Below are 17,893 nucleotides of genomic sequence, written 5' to 3'. Positions count from 1 at the left end.
AGCAGCATATCATAAGGGAGGTAGACCCCTTGATCGATGTAAATAATTTTGAGTATATGAAAATAGGTCTTGCTTCACCAGATAAGATCCGTTCTTGGTCACGTGGTGAAGTCAAGAAACCCGAAACAATTAATTATCGTACGTTAAAGCCAGAGAAAGACGGGCTTTTCTGCGAAAGAATATTTGGTCCCCAAAAAGACTGGGAATGTCACTGTGGTAAATACAAACGCGTCCGTTATAAGGGCGTTGTTTGTGACCGCTGTGGTGTTGAAGTAACGAGAGCGAAAGTTCGACGTGAACGCATGGGTCACATCGAGCTTGCTGCTCCTGTTTCTCACATCTGGTACTTCAAGGGAATCCCAAGCAGAATGGGTCTTGTACTGGATATGTCACCGAGAGCACTAGAAGAAGTCATTTATTTTGCTTCTTGGGTCGTGACAGATCCTGGTGAGACTCCGCTTGAGAGAAAACAATTATTATCCGAGAAGGAATTCCGTTCCTATCGTGAAAAATACGGGCAAGGATTCAGTGCATCTATGGGTGCAGAATCCATTAAGAAGCTTTTACAAGATATCGACCTTGATAAAGAAGTTGCAGCGCTTAAAGAAGAGCTAAAGACTGCTCAAGGACAAAGACGTACACGAGCAATCAAGCGTCTTGAAGTCTTAGAAGCATTTCGCCATTCTGGAAACCTTACTTCTTGGATGATCCTTGAAGTACTTCCGGTTATACCACCAGAGTTACGTCCGATGGTTCAATTGGATGGAGGGCGTTTCGCTACTTCCGACTTGAACGACTTGTATCGTCGTGTAATCAACCGTAATAATCGCCTTAAGCGTTTATTAGACCTTGGTGCACCGAATATTATCGTTCAGAACGAAAAGCGTATGCTACAAGAAGCAGTAGATGCTTTGATTGACAATGGCCGTCGTGGACGACCAGTTACTGGACCAGGAAATCGCCCATTGAAGTCCCTTTCTCACATGTTGAAAGGTAAACAAGGACGTTTCCGTCAAAACTTACTCGGTAAACGTGTCGACTATTCAGGACGTTCTGTTATCGTTGTAGGTCCAAACTTGAAAATGTACCAATGTGGTTTACCGAAAGAAATGGCGCTTGAGTTGTTTAAACCATTCGTCATGAAGGAGCTAGTGAGTAAAGGTTTAGCGCATAACATTAAGAGTGCTAAACGCAAAGTTGAACGTGTTCAACCAGAGGTTTGGGACGTACTTGAAGAAGTCATTCGAGAACATCCAGTCCTATTAAACCGAGCTCCTACTCTTCACCGACTAGGTATTCAAGCATTTGAACCTACATTGGTAGAAGGACGCGCTATTCGTCTTCACCCACTCGTATGTACTGCGTATAACGCTGACTTTGACGGTGACCAAATGGCGGTCCACGTACCACTATCTGCTGAAGCACAAGCTGAAGCACGCCTGCTTATGTTAGCAGCACAGAACATTCTAAACCCGAAGGATGGTAAGCCAGTTGTTACACCATCACAAGATATGGTACTAGGTAACTATTACCTGACACTTGAGCGTGAAAACGCAATCGGTGAAGGAATGATTGTTAACGATTCGAACGAAGCAATCACTGCATACCATAACGGATATGTACATTTGCATACGCGAATTGCAATACCGGCAAAAGCACTCGGTAAAGGATCATTTACTGAGGAGCAAAATCGCAAATTATTGGTAACAACGGTTGGTAAATTGATTTTCAATGAAATCTTACCTCCGTCATTCCCTTATATTAACGAGCCGACTCAATATAACTTAGAAGTTGCGACTCCTGAGAAATATTTCATCGACCCAACTGTTGATTTAAAAGAGGAACTCAAGAAACGCGAGCCGATTACACCATTCAAAAAAGGAATTTTAGGGAATATCATTGCGGAAGTATTCAAGCGATTTAAGATCACTGAAACTTCTAAGATGCTTGACCGTATGAAGGACCTAGGATTTAAATATGCAACAAAAGCTGGTATCACTGTTGGTGTCTCTGATATCGTCGTACTAGCTGAGAAGAAAGAAATCATTGAAGAAGCGGAAGTTAAAGTAACGAAGGTTATGCAACAATTCCGCCGTGGTTTAATTACTGAAGAAGAACGTTATGATCGCATCATCGCAATTTGGAGTAATGCGAAAGATGTTATTCAAGAAAAACTGATGGGATCCTTAGACGTGCATAACCCGATTTACATGATGAGTGATTCAGGTGCCCGTGGTAACGCATCAAACTTCACTCAGCTTGCTGGAATGCGTGGACTAATGGCTAACCCGGCTGGTCGAATCATCGAACTTCCGATCAAATCAAGTTTCCGTGAAGGACTAACGGTTCTTGAATACTTTATTTCGACGCATGGTGCGCGTAAAGGTCTTGCCGATACTGCACTTAAGACTGCTGACTCAGGTTACTTGACTCGTCGTCTCGTAGACGTTGCACAAGATGTAATCGTCCGTGAACGCGATTGCGGAACTGACCGAGGTCTTACAGTTAAATCGATTAAAGAAGGTAATGAAATCATTGAACCGCTTGAAGAACGCCTCATTGGACGTGTTGCATTTAAGACAATCCAACATCCTGAAAATGGAGATGTCGTCATCAAGCGAAACGAATTGATTACAGAGGATATCGCAAAAGAAATTATTGACTTAGGCATTGAAGAGGTTGTAATCCGTTCAGCGTTTACATGTAATACACGTCACGGTGTATGTAAATTATGTTATGGACGTAACCTTGCTACTGGTACAGAAGTGGAAGTTGGAGAAGCTGTTGGAATCATCGCTGCTCAGTCAATTGGTGAGCCGGGTACACAGCTTACGATGCGTACATTCCATACTGGTGGAGTTGCCGGAGATGATATTACACAAGGTCTACCGCGTATCCAAGAATTGTTTGAAGCACGTAACCCGAAAGGTCAGGCTGTTATTTCTGAAATTGACGGTACGGTTACAGGCATTAACGAAGTGAAAGAAAAGCGCGAAATCACTGTTCAAGGTGAAGCAGAAGCGCGAAACTATACGATTCCTTATGGCGCACGTATTAAAGTAAAAGTTGACGATCAAATCGTTGCCGGCCAAGAGCTTACAGAAGGTTCAATCGATCCGAAAGAACTGATGAAAGTATCTGGTGTCGACGCGGTACAAAACTACTTGTTACGTGAAGTGCAGAAAGTATACCGAATGCAAGGGGTAGAAATCGGAGATAAGCACGTCGAAGTAATGGTTCGTCAAATGATGCGTAAGATCCGAGTGATCGAAGCTGGAGACACGAATGTACTACCTGGATCACTTGTTGATATCAACAACTTCACAGACGTGAATACAGGCGTACTCCTTAAAGCTGGTCAACCGGCAACAGGACGTCCAATCTTACTCGGTATTACGAAAGCATCACTTGAAACTGAGTCATTCTTATCTGCTGCTTCCTTCCAAGAAACAACGCGTGTCCTTACGGATGCAGCAATTAAAGGGAAGCGTGACGAGTTACTCGGCTTGAAAGAGAACGTTATTATCGGTAAGCTTGTACCTGCAGGAACCGGTATGTCACGTTATCGAAATATCGTTGCACACGGTGATGAGTCAGAAGCAGAATCCAACGAGGAAGCAGTTGTTACAGAAGAACTCGTTACACAAGATTAAAATGAGTTGTTGACAACATATTTCGATTTTGATAATATTACGTAGTGCTTCCATCTAAAACCTGTAACTTTGGAGGATATCGAAATAAATGTCTTATGAAAAAGTAATGCAGGCAACAAACGTTATTGTTGGCACGAAGCAAACAATAAAAGCCCTTCAGAATGGGGAAGTGAAAGAGCTAATCGTTGCGGATGATGCAGATCAGCGAGTAACGAATAAAGTCGTTCACATCGCAAGAGATAAAAGCGTTCCTGTCTCAAATGTTGAATCTATGAAAAAGCTTGGAAAAGCTTGTGGAATTGACGTTGGGGCTGCAACGGTTGCGATAATAGGATAAAATGTTTTTGCCAGGGCGACTGGTTCGTCCTGAGCAAAAACTTTATTTTGTCCAAAAATGAACCACCTGGATGTGTGGGCTAGGAATTATTAGAACAGAAGGGAGGAAACATAGAATGCCTACTATTAATCAATTAGTACGTAAAGGACGTCATTCAAAAGGTAAAAAGTCTGATTCACCAGCATTGAACAAAGGTTACAATAGCTTCAAGAAAGCTAACACTGATCTTTCATCTCCTCAAAAGCGTGGGGTATGTACTCGTGTTGGTACAATGACACCTAAGAAACCGAACTCTGCACTACGTAAGTACGCGCGTGTACGTTTGACTAACCAGATTGAAGTTACAGCTTACATTCCTGGAATTGGTCACAACCTTCAAGAGCACAGCGTAGTACTAATCCGTGGAGGACGAGTTAAGGACTTACCAGGAGTACGCTACCACATCGTTCGTGGTGCACTTGATACTGCTGGAGTTAATGACCGTCGTCAAGGTCGCTCTAAGTATGGAACGAAGAAGCCTAAAGACGAAAAGAAATAAGATAAGTAGTTAATACTTAATCTTATACTAAATATGAACAACAAATGGAAGGAGGGGACCACATGCCTCGTAAAGGACCTGTAGAACGTCGTGATGTATTACCAGATCCGATTTATAAATCTAAGCTTGTGACACGCCTAATCAACAAAATTATGGTTGATGGAAAAAGAGGTGTTGCACAAACGCTACTATATAATGCATTCAACATCGTTCAAGAGAAAACAAACCAAGATCCTATGGAAGTACTTGACCAAGCACTTAAGAACATCATGCCAGTTCTTGAAGTAAGAGCTCGTCGTGTTGGTGGTGCAAACTATCAAGTACCAGTTGAAGTACGCCCTGAGCGTCGTTCAACACTTGGACTTCGTTGGTTAGTAAACTACTCACGTCTTCGTGGTGAAAAGACTATGGAAGAACGTTTGGCATATGAAATCATGGACGCAGCAAACAACACTGGTGCATCTGTGAAGAAGCGCGAAGACATGCACAAGATGGCAGAAGCGAACAAAGCATTCGCTCACTATCGTTGGTAAGAACTTATCTTTACAAATAATCAATCCCACTTTAGGAAGGAGAAAGACCCAAATGGCAAGAGAGTTCTCCTTGAAAGACACGCGTAATATCGGGATCATGGCTCACATTGATGCCGGTAAGACAACTACTACTGAGCGTATCTTGTTCTATTCAGGACGTATCCACAAAATTGGTGAAACTCACGAAGGAGCTTCACAAATGGACTGGATGGAGCAGGAACAGGAGCGCGGAATTACAATTACTTCCGCTGCTACGACTGCTCAATGGAACGACCACCGTATTAACATCATCGACACACCTGGACACGTAGACTTCACTGTTGAGGTTGAACGTTCACTTCGTGTACTAGATGGTGCGGTAGCGGTACTTGATGCTCAATCTGGTGTTGAGCCTCAAACAGAAACAGTATGGCGTCAAGCGACGACTTACCACGTTCCACGTGTTGTATTCATTAACAAGATGGACAAAATCGGAGCAGACTTCATCTATTCTCTTGGAACACTACGCGAGCGCTTAGGTGCAAACGCACACGCGATCCAACTTCCAATTGGTGCTGAAGATGACTTCGAAGGAATCATCGATCTAGTTGAAATGAAGGCATACTTCTATGAAGATGACCTTGGTACTCGTACGACTGCAAGAGATATTCCTGATGAATACAAAGAACTTGCTGACGAATACCACGGAAAGCTTGTAGAAGCAGTTGCTGAATTAAATGAAGATCTAATGATGAAGTATCTTGAAGGTGAAGAGCTAACAACTGAAGAATTGAAAGCTGGAATCAGACAAGGAACAGTAGACGTTGAATTCTACCCTGTACTTTGTGGTTCAGCATTCAAAAACAAAGGTGTTCAGCTTGTACTTGATGCTGCAATCGACTACTTACCTTCTCCCCTAGATGTACCTGCAATTAAAGGTTTCATCGCTGGAGATGAGGAAGAAAAGGAAGTAACTCGTGAAGCTGATGATAATGGTCCTTTCGCTGCCTTAGCATTTAAGGTAATGACAGACCCATACGTTGGTAAACTGACATTCTTCCGTGTGTACTCTGGAACACTAGATTCAGGTTCATACATCAAGAACTCTACGAAGAACAAGCGTGAGCGTGTAGGTCGTATCCTACAAATGCATGCAAACTCTCGTGAAGAGATCTCAACAGTATATGCAGGAGACATTGCTGCAGCTGTAGGATTGAAGGATACTTCCACTGGAGACACACTTTGTGACGAAGGTGACATGGTTATTCTTGAATCTATGGACTTCCCTGAGCCAGTTATCTCCTTGTCTGTTGAGCCTAAGTCAAAGGCTGACCAAGACAAGATGGGTATCGCGCTTGCGAAATTGGCTGAAGAAGATCCAACATTCAAAACTGAAACGAACCAAGAGACTGGACAAACAATTATTTCTGGTATGGGTGAACTTCACCTAGACATCATTGTTGACCGTCTAAAGCGTGAGTTTAAAGTAGAAGCAAATGTTGGTGCTCCTCAAGTTGCTTACCGTGAAACAATTCGCAAAGGTGCGAAGGTTGAAGGTAAATTCGTACGTCAATCCGGTGGACGTGGACAATACGGACACGTTTGGATCGAGTTCGAACCAAACGAAGAGGGCGCAGGATTTGAATTCGTAAACAAGATTGTTGGTGGAGTTGTACCACGTGAATATATTCCAGCGGTACAAAACGGTGTTGAAGAAGCATTGCAAAACGGTATGATTGCTGGTTACCAAGTAATCGACGTTAAAGCGACAATCTTCGATGGCTCTTACCACGATGTTGACTCAAACGAAATGGCGTTTAAGATTGCCGGATCAATGGCACTTAAGAACGCTAAGCAATATTGTAGCCCGGTACTTCTTGAACCAATGATGAAAGTTGAAGTTGTTGTTCCTGAAGAGTACATGGGAGACATCATGGGAGATGTTACATCTCGCCGTGGACGAGTTGAAGGTATGGAAGCACGCGGTAACGCACAAGTTATCCGAGCGATGGTACCTCTATCTGAAATGTTTGGTTACGCTACGACTCTACGTTCAAGAACACAAGGTCGTGGAACGTATACAATGCACTTTGAAAAGTACGAAGAAGTACCAAAGTCCATTTCAGAAGAAATTATTAAAAAAGTAAACGGCTAATCGTTTACGACTTGTACAATAAACTTCATTTATTGTAAGCTAAGATAGGTGAGACTAACCTTTCACCTATCTTACAAATAAAAAATACTACTACTTATATTTAAAGGAGGAACATACTCATGGGAAAAGAAAAATTTGATCGTTCCAAAGACCACGTTAACATTGGTACTATTGGACACGTTGACCATGGTAAAACTACACTAACAGCTGCGATCACTACAGTACTTCACAAGAAGTCTGGTAAAGGTGAAGCTCGTGCATACGACCAAATCGACGGTGCACCAGAAGAACGCGAGCGTGGAATCACAATCGCTACAGCACACGTTGAGTACGAAACTGACACTCGTCACTACGCTCACGTTGACTGCCCAGGACACGCTGACTACGTTAAGAACATGATCACAGGTGCTGCACAAATGGACGGCGGAATCCTAGTTGTTTCTGCTGCTGATGGCCCAATGCCACAAACTCGTGAGCACATTCTACTTTCTCGTCAAGTAGGTGTACCTTTCCTTGTTGTATTCATGAACAAGTGTGACATGGTAGACGACGAAGAACTACTTGAGCTAGTAGAAATGGAAGTACGTGACCTTCTTTCTGAGTACGACTTCCCTGGTGACGACGTACCAGTAATCAAAGGTTCAGCTCTTAAAGCTCTTGAAGGAGACGCTGATTGGGAAGCTAAAATCTTTGAACTTATGGACGCGGTTGATGAGTACATCCCAACTCCAGAACGTGACCACGACAAGCCATTCATGATGCCAGTTGAGGACGTATTCTCAATCACTGGACGTGGAACAGTTGCTACAGGACGTGTTGAGCGTGGTAAGATCAAAGTTGGAGACGAAATCGAAATCCTAGGTCTTACAGAGCAACCTAAGAAAACAACTGTAACTGGTGTAGAAATGTTCCGTAAGCTTCTTGACTATGCTGAAGCTGGAGACAACATCGGCGCACTTCTTCGTGGTGTTTCACGTGACGACATCGAGCGTGGACAAGTTCTTGTTCAACCAGGAACTGTTAAGCAACACACGAAGTTTAAAGCAGAAGTTTATGTACTATCTAAAGAAGAAGGTGGACGTCACACTCCATTCTTCGCAAACTACCGTCCTCAGTTCTACTTCCGTACAACGGACGTAACTGGAACAATTGCACTTCCAGAAGGAACTGAAATGGTAATGCCTGGCGACAACATCGAAATGACTGTTGAACTAATCGCGCCAATCGCAATTGAAGATGGCACTAAGTTCTCTATCCGTGAGGGTGGACGTACTGTAGGTGCAGGTGTCGTTTCAACAATCGTTGAATAGTCATTAGACTTTTCAAGAAAAGCACTCCTTTCGAGGAGTGCTTTTTTTTTCGTTATTGATTGGTGAAGTTGCAATTGTAAATAGCGCTTTTCTAGATAAAACGTGATTTTTTCTAGATAAATACTCATTTTTCTAGATAATCCTCAATTTTTGTAGATCATGACTTAATTTTGTTCAATGTGTGGCCTTCTAGTTGATTGTTGAGTGCCAATATAGCTGTCACTAGTGAAAAATAGAAGAATAAACACGGATTTCAGTAAAAATTAACTCATTTTATTCATATTCGTGCTCAATTTAGCTGAAAGGATACTTTCATCAAATTGCAACATAGCCACATACACATTATTACTCTTATATAAAGCTCAATTCCCACCTGAAAAATCATAACAATAGTGTCGACAAAGCCAAGATTAATTCTTTACAAAAATACCCTTGCAAAACATAGGCAAAACCTTTATAATTGTTCAAGTGTGGCTGAGACATGATTGTTACTCGGGGGTATTGCAAAACCGTTGCAACTCTAGTATAATCAGTAATGTTGGCCATCTAGCGATGAAGTAGAAGGTTGCGGACACACCCGGCCCCTTTGCCATGGCGGGTAACGTTCGGGAAATTTCTACTGAGAATTGTCTATTCTAATGGACGAGAAGGAGGGGAAATAATGGCAAAGCAAAAGATTCGTATTCGTTTAAAGGCTTATGATCACCGTATTCTAGACCAATCTGGTGAGAAGATCGTTGAAACAGCAAAGCGATCAGGTGCTAAGGTATCGGGACCAATCCCATTACCGACTGAAAAGTCTATTTACACAATCTTGAGAGCTGTACACAAGTACAAAGACTCTCGTGAGCAATTCGAAATGCGTACGCACAAGCGTTTAATCGACATCATCGAGCCGACGCCTCAGACTGTTGATTCACTTATGCGTTTGGATCTACCATCTGGCGTTGACATCGAAATCAAGCTATAAAAAAACAAATTATTTATTCATATAATAGGAGGTGTGACGAATGACCAAAGGAATCTTAGGTAAGAAGATCGGGATGACACAAATCTTTGCAGAAAACGGTGAAGTAATTCCAGTAACTGTTGTTGAAGCTGCTTCTAACGTAGTACTACAGAAGAAGACAGTTGAAAATGACGGATACGAGGCAATTCAAATCGGTTACGCTGACAAGAAGGAATCTCGCACAAACAAACCTGCAAAGGGCCATGCTGAAAAAGCAAACACAAACCCTAAGCGCTACGTTAAAGAACTTCGCGACGTTGAAATCGGAAGTTATGAAGTTGGTCAGGAAGTCAAAGTAGATATTTTCCAGGAAGGCGATAGTGTAGACGTCACTGGAACATCAAAAGGTAAAGGTTTCCAAGGTGTAATTAAGCGCCACGGACAATCACGCGGACCAATGACTCACGGTTCACGTTACCACAGACGCCCTGGTTCAATGGGTGCAACTGACCCAATGCGCGTATTCAAAGGTAAGAAGTTACCTGGACGCATGGGCGGTAAGAAAGTAACGGTTCAAAACCTAGAAATCGTTAAGATCGATACAGAACGCAACTTACTTCTAATCAAAGGTAATGTACCAGGTTCGAAGAAGAGCTACGTAACTGTAGAATCTGCAATTAAAGCAAAAGAAGCTAAGTAAGAAAGGAGGATACACCGGTGCCAAAAGTAACGCTTTATAATCAATCCGGATCTGAAATCGGAGATATTGAATTAAATGACAACGTGTTTGGTATTGAGCCAAACGAAAACGTACTTTTTGATGCAGTAGTTATGCAACAATCTGCAAAGCGACAAGGAACTCACGCTGTGAAAAACCGTTCTGCGGTTCGAGGCGGAGGACGTAAGCCTTGGCGTCAAAAAGGTACAGGACGTGCTCGTCAAGGTACTATTCGCGCGCCACAATGGGTAGGCGGTGGAACGGTATTTGGACCGACACCAAGAAGCTATAGCTACAAGCTTCCTAAGAAAGTACGTCGTTTAGCAGTTAGATCTGCACTTTCATCTAAAGTACAAGAAAACAACATGGTAGTCTTGGAAGATCTTAAATTTGATGCTCCAAAGACGAAAGAAATGGCTAGTGTATTAGCAAACTTCTCTACAGCAACTAAAGCACTATTCGTAACAGCTGATGTTAACGAATTCGCAGCTTTATCTGCTCGTAACATCCCTGGAGTAACACTGATCACTGCTGACGGTGTAAACGTCTTAGATGTGCTTAACCACGATAAGCTATTTATGACGAAAGATGCTGTAGAAAAGGTAGAGGAGGTGCTCGCATAATGGCAGACGCACGTGAAATTATCAAGCGCCCCGTTATCACTGAACGTACTACAGAAATCATGGGTGACAGAAAGTACACGTTCGAGGTTGATCCTCGTGCGAACAAAACCCAAATTAAAAACGCAATTGAAGAAATTTTCGGTGTTAAAGTCGAAAATGTTAACACACAAAATTACAAAGGAAAGAAGAAACGTGTAGGTCGTTACTTCGGATATACTTCAAAGCGCAAAAAAGCGATTGTACAGTTGACTTCCGAAAGTAAAGAACTCGATTTCTTCGAAGGAGTATAAGCTTACTCGTAAAGGAGGGACCGTAAAATGGCTATCAAAAAGTATAAACCAACCACAAATGGCCGTCGTCACATGACGTCATCTGATTTTAGCGAAATTACAACAGACCAGCCTGAAAAGTCGTTGTTAGCTCCGCTTAGCAAAAAAGCTGGACGTAACAACCACGGGCGTATTACTACTCGTCACCAAGGTGGAGGCCATAAGCGTAAGTATCGTATCATCGATTTCAAACGTAATAAAGATGGTATACCAGGACGCGTTGCTACGATCGAATACGATCCGAACCGTTCTGCAAACATCGCGCTAATCCACTATGCTGATGGAGAAAAACGTTATATCCTTGCAACTAAAGGTATGAAAGTTGATCAAGAAATCATGTCAGGCCCTGACGCAGACATCAAGTCTGGAAACGCGAAGGAACTTAAAGATATTCCAGTGGGTACTACAATCCACAATATCGAAATGAAGCCTGGTCGTGGAGGACAACTTGTACGTTCTGCAGGTGCTGAAGCACAACTTCTTGGTAAAGAAGAACGTTACGCATTGGTTCGTCTTCGTTCTGGAGAAACTCGTCGTATCCTATTAACTTGCCGCGCAACAATCGGTCAAGTAGGAAACCTTGAGCACGAACTGATCAACATTGGTAAAGCAGGACGCTCTCGTTGGATGGGCAAACGTCCAACTGTTCGAGGATCTGTTATGAACCCTAATGATCACCCACACGGTGGTGGTGAAGGACGCGCGCCAATCGGACGCAAATCACCTATGTCACCTTGGGGCAAACCTACTCTTGGTTACAAGACTCGTCAGAAGAACAAGCCAAGTGACAAGTACATCGTACGTCGTCGCAAAAAATAACGGGATTGAACTACGGTTCAAACGAACCGTAGCGCAATCGCGAAGGGAGGTACTAGAATGGGTCGTAGTTTGAAAAAGGGACCTTTCGTAGATGATCACTTAATGAAAAAGGTTGAAACTCTAAACGAAAGCAGCGACAAGAAGGTTATTAAGACCTGGTCTCGTCGATCTACTATTTTTCCAGAGTTCATAGGACACACAATTGCAGTTTATGACGGACGCAAGCATGTGCCAGTATACGTTTCAGAAGACATGGTCGGACATAAGTTGGGCGAATTTGCTCCAACACGTACGTATAAAGGCCACGCTGCTGATGATAAGAAAACAAGACGTTAACAAGAGAGGAGGTACTCCGAATGGAAGCTAAAGCTGTTGCAAAACAGGTTCGAATTGCTCCTCGTAAAGCTCGCCTAGTCGTCGATCTCATTCGAGGAAAGGAAGTTGGAGAGGCAGTTGCTATATTGCGTCATACGCATAAAGGTGCATCTCCAATTGTAGAAAAAGTGTTAAACTCTGCGATCGCAAATGCAGAACACAACTACGAAATGGAACCGAATAACTTAGTAATCAAGTCAGCTTATGTCGATGAAGGCGTAACTATGAAGCGATTCCGCCCACGTGCTATGGGTCGTGCTAGCCGCATCAATAAGCGTACAAGCCACATTACAATCGTGGTATCAGAAAAGAAGGAGGGATAAATCGTGGGTCAAAAAGTTAATCCGATAGGTCTTCGTGTCGGTGTCATCCGTGACTGGGAGTCAAAATGGTACGCGGACAAAGACTACGCAGATCTTTTACATGAAGATATTAAAATTCGTGAATACATTGAAACTCGTTTGAAGGATGCTGCTGTATCAACAGTTGAAATCGAGCGTGCAGCAAACCGTGTGAACATCACGATCAAAACTGCTAAGCCAGGTATGGTCATCGGTAAAGGTGGTTCTGAAGTTGAATCTCTACGTAAATCCCTAAATGATCTTACTGGTAAGAGAGTTCACGTAAACATCTTTGAAATCAAACAAGCAGATCTTAATTCTAAGCTAGTAGCAGAAAACATTGCTCGTCAGCTTGAAAATCGTATTTCGTTCCGCCGTGCTATGAAGCAAACTCTTCAACGTGCTATGCGCGCAGGTGCGAAAGGGATCAAAACAGAAGTATCGGGTCGTCTTGGTGGCGCTGATATCGCTCGTTCTGAATCCTACAGTGAGGGAACTGTTCCGCTTCACACACTTCGTGCAGACATCGACTATGGTACTGCCGAAGCAGACACAACTTACGGTAAGTTAGGTATTAAAGTCTGGATTTATCGTGGTGAAGTCCTTCCAACGAAAGGAACGAAACAAGAGGAAGGAGGAAAATAATATGTTGATGCCAAAACGTGTTAAATATCGTAGAGAACACCGTGGTAAAATGCGTGGACGTGCAAAAGGCGGCCAAGAAATCGCATTCGGTGAATACGGTCTACAAGCAGTAGAAGCGTCATGGATCACAAACCGCCAGATTGAAGCAGCTCGTATCGCGATGACGCGTTACATGAAGCGTGGCGGTAAAGTATGGATTAAAATTTTCCCTTCTAAGCCTTATACAGCTAAGCCTCTAGAAGTCCGAATGGGTTCTGGTAAAGGTGCTCCTGAAGGATGGGTTGCAGTTGTTAAGCCTGGGAAGATTATGTTTGAGATAGCTGGAGTATCAGAGGAAGTAGCTCGTGAAGCACTTCGTCTTGCATCTCACAAGCTTCCAATCAAAACGAAATTTGTAAAACGCGAAGAAGTGGGTGGTGACACAAATGAAAGCTAATGATTTCCGTAACTTAACCACTGCAGAAATCGAACAGAACGTGAAAACTCTTAAAGAAGAGCTATTCAACCTTCGCTTTCAATTAGCAACTGGCCAATTAGAAAATCCAGCCCGCATTCGTGAAGTCCGTAAAGCCATTGCACGTGCAAAGACTGTTTTGCGCGAACGTGAGCTAGGAATTACGAACGCCTAAATTGAAGGGAGGACTTAAAAAATGAGCGAACGCAACCAACGTAAAGTATATGTAGGTCGTGTAGTATCCGACAAAATGGATAAGACGATCACAGTACTAGTTGAAACTTATAAGAATGACCAATTGTACGGAAAACGCGTTAAATACTCTAAGAAGTTAAAAGCGCATGACGAGAACAACACTGCTAAGATGGGTGACGTAGTTCGAATCATGGAAACTCGTCCATTATCTAAGGACAAGCGTTTCCGTTTAGTAGAAGTGGTAGAAGAATCAATCATTATCTAATATAAAGTTTCGGATCGATATCTTCAGTCCGAAAGGAGGTACTCGTAAATGATTCAACAAGAGTCTCGATTAAAAGTTGCTGACAACTCTGGAGCTCGTGAATTGCTAACAATCAAGGTCCTCGGTGGATCTGGACGCAAGTATGCAAACATCGGTGATATGATTGTGTGTTCTGTTAAATCCGCAACACCAGGCGGCGTTGTTAAGAAGGGTGAAGTTGTACGTGCAGTTGTTGTACGTTCAAAGAGCGGAATGCGTCGTCCTGACGGATCATACATCCGTTTCGATGAGAATGCAGCTGTTATCGTAAAAGATGACAAGAGCCCAAGAGGAACACGTATTTTCGGACCAGTTGCACGTGAACTACGTGACAACCAATTCATGAAAATCGTTTCATTAGCGCCAGAAGTACTTTAAAAATTGAATTCAAGCTTTGTCTTGTAAGGAGGTGCGCAAGTCGCTATGCCTAATATGCACGTGAAAAAAGGCGATAAGGTTCAAGTTATATCTGGTAAAGATAAAGGGAAGCAAGGTGTTGTCCTTCAAGCATTACCGAAGCAAAACCGTGTAATCGTTGAAGGGATTAACGTTGTTAAGAAGCACGCTAAGCCTTCTCAAGATAATCCACAAGGCGGAATCCTTAATGTTGAAGCATCAGTACATGCTTCTAACGTTATGCCGATTGACCCTAAGTCTGGAGAGCCTACCCGAGTAGGTTATAAAGAAGAGAACGGAAAGAAAGTTCGTGTTGCTAAAAAGTCAGGAGAAGCTCTTGATAAATAAGCATTGGTGAAAGGAGGTTACCTAGAATGAATCGTCTACAAGAAAGATACAAACAAGAGATTGTTCCTTCTCTACAAGAGAAGTTCGATTATACATCTGTAATGCAAGTTCCAAAAATCGAGAAAATCGTTATTAACATGGGAATCGGAGATGCAGTTTCAAACGCTAAGGCTCTTGATGTAGCAGTTGAAGAATTGACTCAACTAGCAGGTCAAAAGCCGGTAATTACTAAAGCGAAGAAATCCATCGCTGGATTCAAACTTCGTGAAGGAATGCCGATCGGTGCAAAGGTTACATTACGCGGTGTGCGTATGTTCGAATTCCTTGACAAGCTAATCAGTGTTTCTCTACCACGTGTACGTGACTTCCGCGGTGTTTCTAAGAAATCATTTGACGGACGTGGAAACTACACACTTGGCGTGAAAGAACAGCTTATTTTCCCAGAAATCGATTATGATAAGGTCAATAAAGTGCGCGGTATGGATATCGTTATCGTAACTACTGCTAACTCAGACGAAGAGGCTCGCGAACTACTTCTTCAAGTAGGTATGCCGTTTCAAAAATAAAGAGCCAAAGGAGGGAAAACTGTGGCGAAAAAATCAATGATCGCTAAACAAAAGCGTACGCAAAAGTACAAAGTACAAGAATATACGCGTTGTGAACGCTGCGGACGTCCGCATTCCGTAATTCGTAAATTCAAGCTTTGCAGAATTTGTTTCCGCGAACTTGCATATAAAGGTCAAATCCCTGGCGTCAAAAAAGCTAGCTGGTAAACCCATTGATGGGAAGGAGGTAATTAGTAATGGTCATGACAGATCCAATTGCAGATATGTTAACTCGCATTCGTAATGCGAACACAGTAGGTCACGATAAATTGGAGGTTCCTGCATCCAAGCTAAAGAAGCAAATTGCAGAAATCCTGAAGAGTGAAGGTTTCATCCGTGACGTTGAATATATCGAAGATAGTAAGCAAGGTGTTATTCGTATTTTCTTGAAGTACGGGTCAAGCAACGAGCGTGTTATTACTGGCCTTAAGAGAATCAGTAAACCTGGTTTACGTGTCTACGCGAAAGCATATGAAGTACCACGAGTACTTGGTGGGCTAGGAATCGCTCTAGTATCAACATCTAAAGGAATTATGACAGACAAAGACGCTCGTAACCAACAGGTTGGCGGAGAAGTCTTAGCATACGTTTGGTAATTTAAGATAGAAAGAATGGAGGTGCAACTGAATGTCTCGTATAGGTAACAGACGTTTACAAATTCCAAGCGGCGTAACAGTCGAAAAGAATGACAAGAACGTCGTAACTGTTAAAGGATCTAAAGGTGAACTAACTCGCTCTTTCAGTCCTGATATGAAAATCAATATTGTAGAGAATGAAATCACTGTTGAGCGCCCTAGCGATCACAAAGAGCACAAATCTCTACACGGTACTACAGTAAGTCTAATCGACAACATGATCCACGGTGTTTCAAACGGGTATGAGAAATCCCTTGAACTTGTTGGGGTTGGTTACCGTGCTAACAAAACGGGTAACAAGCTTGTCTTGAATGTTGGTTACTCTCACCCTGTAGAAATCGTTCCTGAAGAAGGAATTGAAATCGAAGTACCTGCGAATACGAAAGTAATCGTAAAAGGTATCGATAAAGAACGTGTTGGTGCTGTTGCAGCGAATATTCGCTCTGTTCGTCTTCCTGAACCGTATAAAGGGAAAGGTATTCGTTACGAAGGAGAATATGTTCGTCGTAAGGAAGGTAAGACTGGTAAATAGTAACGTAAGATTACGGAAAGGAGTGGCGTAGGATGATTACAAAGCAAGACAAAAATGTTTCGCGTAAGAAGCGACATGCTCGCGTACGTCGTACAATCTTCGGAACAGCAGAACGTCCTCGCTTGAACGTATTCCGTTCATCAAAGCACATCTATGCTCAGTTGATTGACGATGAAAACGGAGTAACGTTAGCGTCTGCCTCTACACTTGATAAAGATGTAGAAGTTGGTAACGGCGGAAATGTTGAAGCTGCTAAAAAAGTCGGCGAAGCAATTGCTAAGCGCGCAGTAGAAGCTGGGCACAAAGAAGTTGTATTCGACCGTGGAGGATATATCTATCACGGACGCGTTCAAGCATTAGCTGACGCAGCTCGTGAAGCAGGATTACAATTTTAATAGAAGGAGGGAATCTCAATCATGCGTGGAATCGATCCAAACAAACTAGAACTTGAAGAACGTGTTGTTACCGTTAACCGCGTTGCAAAGGTTGTTAAAGGTGGACGTCGCTTTCGCTTTGCTGCGGTTGTCGTAGTAGGAGATAAGAACGGGCATGTTGGTTTCGGTACTGGTAAAGCACAAGAAGTACCAGAAGCAATCCGTAAGGCAATTGAGGACGCTAAGAAGAACTTAGTAACAGTACCTATCGTTGGTACAACGCTTCCTCACCAAATCAATGGCCGATTCGGAGCAGGTAACGTATTGTTGAAGCCTGCATCTGAAGGTACAGGAGTCATCGCTGGAGGACCTGTACGTGCGGTACTAGAGTTGGCTGGAGTTGGTGACATCCTATCTAAATCACTAGGATCTAACAACCCAATTAACATGGTCCGTGCAACTATCAATGGACTAAAAAATCTTAAAAAAGCTGAAGATGTTGCGAAATTACGCGGCAAATCAGTTGAAGATCTATTAGGTTAAGGAGGGATTTTGAATGGCTAAGAAATTAGAAGTCACCCTCACTCGTAGTTTAATTGGTCGTCCGGAAAAGCAACGTGTTACAGTTAAGACACTTGGGTTGCGCAAGATGCACCAAACAGTCGTACACGAAGACAACGAAGCAATTCGTGGTATGGTGAACAAAGTGTCTCACCTTGTAACAGTTAAAGAAACTAATGCTTAAT

General features: G+C 42.8%; 26 protein-coding genes. All 26 read left to right on the top strand.

All coding sequences use genetic code 11. The features are described 5' to 3' along the window. Positions 1–29 precede the first annotated feature (29 nt). The 26 genes from rpoC to rpmD all read left to right on the top strand — a co-directional run bounded on the left by rpoC (position 30) and on the right by rpmD (position 17,892). Positions 30–3,653, top strand: coding sequence for a DNA-directed RNA polymerase subunit beta' (gene rpoC, locus L2716_RS17320; protein WP_236338511.1), 3,624 nt, complete (start codon positions 30–32; stop codon positions 3,651–3,653). An 88-nt stretch (positions 3,654–3,741) separates the two neighbouring features. Continuing rightward, complete coding sequence (locus tag L2716_RS17315; RefSeq protein WP_236338500.1) at positions 3,742–3,990, top strand: 50S ribosomal protein L7ae-like protein; 249 nt, start codon at positions 3,742–3,744, stop codon at positions 3,988–3,990. A 115-nt stretch (positions 3,991–4,105) separates the two neighbouring features. Then, positions 4,106–4,528, top strand: coding sequence for a 30S ribosomal protein S12 (rpsL, locus tag L2716_RS17310; RefSeq protein ID WP_226552394.1), 423 nt, complete (start codon positions 4,106–4,108; stop codon positions 4,526–4,528). Positions 4,529–4,590: 62 nt separating this feature from the next. Beyond that, the gene (rpsG, locus tag L2716_RS17305; protein ID WP_236338498.1) at positions 4,591–5,061 is read left to right on the top strand and encodes a 30S ribosomal protein S7; all 471 of its coding nucleotides are present in this window, start codon (positions 4,591–4,593) and stop codon (positions 5,059–5,061) included. A gap of 52 nt (positions 5,062–5,113) precedes the next feature. Further along, positions 5,114–7,195, top strand: coding sequence for an elongation factor G (gene fusA / locus L2716_RS17300; RefSeq protein WP_236338496.1), 2,082 nt, complete (start codon positions 5,114–5,116; stop codon positions 7,193–7,195). 119 nt (positions 7,196–7,314) lie between these two features. Beyond that, entirely contained in the window at positions 7,315–8,505 is a 1,191-nt protein-coding gene (tuf, locus tag L2716_RS17295) for an elongation factor Tu (RefSeq protein ID WP_236338484.1), read from the top strand. A gap of 661 nt (positions 8,506–9,166) precedes the next feature. Continuing rightward, complete coding sequence (gene rpsJ, locus L2716_RS17290; RefSeq protein WP_236338473.1) at positions 9,167–9,475, top strand: 30S ribosomal protein S10; 309 nt, start codon at positions 9,167–9,169, stop codon at positions 9,473–9,475. Between the two features lie 40 nt (positions 9,476–9,515). Then, positions 9,516–10,154 carry a 50S ribosomal protein L3 gene (gene rplC, locus L2716_RS17285; RefSeq protein WP_236338463.1) on the top strand — a complete coding sequence of 213 codons (639 nt, stop codon included), beginning with the start codon at positions 9,516–9,518 and terminating at the stop codon, positions 10,152–10,154. A gap of 17 nt (positions 10,155–10,171) precedes the next feature. Further along, the gene (rplD, locus tag L2716_RS17280) at positions 10,172–10,795 is read left to right on the top strand and encodes a 50S ribosomal protein L4 (protein WP_236338461.1); all 624 of its coding nucleotides are present in this window, start codon (positions 10,172–10,174) and stop codon (positions 10,793–10,795) included. Then, positions 10,795–11,085 carry a 50S ribosomal protein L23 gene (gene rplW / locus L2716_RS17275; RefSeq protein ID WP_236338459.1) on the top strand — a complete coding sequence of 97 codons (291 nt, stop codon included), beginning with the start codon at positions 10,795–10,797 and terminating at the stop codon, positions 11,083–11,085. Before rplD ends, rplW begins: the two co-directional genes overlap by 1 nt. 27 nt (positions 11,086–11,112) lie before the next feature. Then, the gene (gene rplB, locus L2716_RS17270) at positions 11,113–11,943 is read left to right on the top strand and encodes a 50S ribosomal protein L2 (protein WP_236338457.1); all 831 of its coding nucleotides are present in this window, start codon (positions 11,113–11,115) and stop codon (positions 11,941–11,943) included. A gap of 57 nt (positions 11,944–12,000) precedes the next feature. Further along, entirely contained in the window at positions 12,001–12,279 is a 279-nt protein-coding gene (gene rpsS / locus L2716_RS17265; RefSeq protein WP_236338447.1) for a 30S ribosomal protein S19, read from the top strand. Positions 12,280–12,299: 20 nt separating this feature from the next. Beyond that, positions 12,300–12,641, top strand: a complete 342-nt coding sequence (rplV, locus tag L2716_RS17260) for a 50S ribosomal protein L22 (protein WP_236338445.1) — start codon at positions 12,300–12,302, stop codon at positions 12,639–12,641. Positions 12,642–12,644: 3 nt separating this feature from the next. After that, entirely contained in the window at positions 12,645–13,304 is a 660-nt protein-coding gene (gene rpsC, locus L2716_RS17255) for a 30S ribosomal protein S3 (RefSeq protein ID WP_236338428.1), read from the top strand. A 1-nt stretch (position 13,305) separates the two neighbouring features. Beyond that, positions 13,306–13,740 carry a 50S ribosomal protein L16 gene (gene rplP / locus L2716_RS17250; RefSeq protein WP_236338425.1) on the top strand — a complete coding sequence of 145 codons (435 nt, stop codon included), beginning with the start codon at positions 13,306–13,308 and terminating at the stop codon, positions 13,738–13,740. Beyond that, positions 13,730–13,933: a 50S ribosomal protein L29 gene (rpmC, locus tag L2716_RS17245; RefSeq protein ID WP_225067063.1), complete on the top strand. Its 204-nt coding sequence runs from the start codon at positions 13,730–13,732 to the stop codon at positions 13,931–13,933. The genes rplP and rpmC overlap by 11 nt, the downstream gene beginning before the upstream one ends. A 21-nt stretch (positions 13,934–13,954) precedes the next feature. Further along, entirely contained in the window at positions 13,955–14,218 is a 264-nt protein-coding gene (gene rpsQ / locus L2716_RS17240; RefSeq protein ID WP_236338423.1) for a 30S ribosomal protein S17, read from the top strand. Between the two features lie 48 nt (positions 14,219–14,266). Continuing rightward, positions 14,267–14,635, top strand: coding sequence for a 50S ribosomal protein L14 (gene rplN, locus L2716_RS17235; RefSeq protein WP_236338421.1), 369 nt, complete (start codon positions 14,267–14,269; stop codon positions 14,633–14,635). Between the two features lie 54 nt (positions 14,636–14,689). Then, positions 14,690–15,001 (top strand): 50S ribosomal protein L24, encoded by a 312-nt coding sequence (rplX, locus tag L2716_RS17230; protein ID WP_236338708.1) that lies wholly within the window; start codon positions 14,690–14,692, stop codon positions 14,999–15,001. A 26-nt stretch (positions 15,002–15,027) separates the two neighbouring features. Then, positions 15,028–15,567, top strand: a complete 540-nt coding sequence (gene rplE, locus L2716_RS17225) for a 50S ribosomal protein L5 (RefSeq protein WP_236338419.1) — start codon at positions 15,028–15,030, stop codon at positions 15,565–15,567. Between the two features lie 21 nt (positions 15,568–15,588). Beyond that, on the top strand, positions 15,589–15,774 hold the full coding sequence (gene rpsN / locus L2716_RS17220; protein WP_047990173.1) for a 30S ribosomal protein S14: 186 nt from the start codon (positions 15,589–15,591) through the stop codon (positions 15,772–15,774). A 29-nt stretch (positions 15,775–15,803) separates the two neighbouring features. After that, positions 15,804–16,202, top strand: coding sequence for a 30S ribosomal protein S8 (gene rpsH, locus L2716_RS17215; protein ID WP_236338417.1), 399 nt, complete (start codon positions 15,804–15,806; stop codon positions 16,200–16,202). A gap of 31 nt (positions 16,203–16,233) precedes the next feature. After that, positions 16,234–16,773: a 50S ribosomal protein L6 gene (gene rplF, locus L2716_RS17210; protein ID WP_236338408.1), complete on the top strand. Its 540-nt coding sequence runs from the start codon at positions 16,234–16,236 to the stop codon at positions 16,771–16,773. Between the two features lie 32 nt (positions 16,774–16,805). Next, positions 16,806–17,168: a 50S ribosomal protein L18 gene (gene rplR / locus L2716_RS17205; protein ID WP_236338406.1), complete on the top strand. Its 363-nt coding sequence runs from the start codon at positions 16,806–16,808 to the stop codon at positions 17,166–17,168. A gap of 21 nt (positions 17,169–17,189) precedes the next feature. Then, entirely contained in the window at positions 17,190–17,690 is a 501-nt protein-coding gene (rpsE, locus tag L2716_RS17200; protein WP_236338404.1) for a 30S ribosomal protein S5, read from the top strand. Positions 17,691–17,703: 13 nt separating this feature from the next. Continuing rightward, positions 17,704–17,892 (top strand): 50S ribosomal protein L30, encoded by a 189-nt coding sequence (rpmD, locus tag L2716_RS17195; protein ID WP_236338403.1) that lies wholly within the window; start codon positions 17,704–17,706, stop codon positions 17,890–17,892. Position 17,893: the final 1 nt, after the last annotated feature.

It is taken from the genome of Pseudalkalibacillus berkeleyi (genome assembly GCF_021608225.1).
Classification (GTDB): domain Bacteria; phylum Bacillota; class Bacilli; order Bacillales; family Fictibacillaceae; genus Pseudalkalibacillus; species Pseudalkalibacillus berkeleyi.
This window is presented reverse-complemented; position numbering and strand designations above follow the sequence as displayed.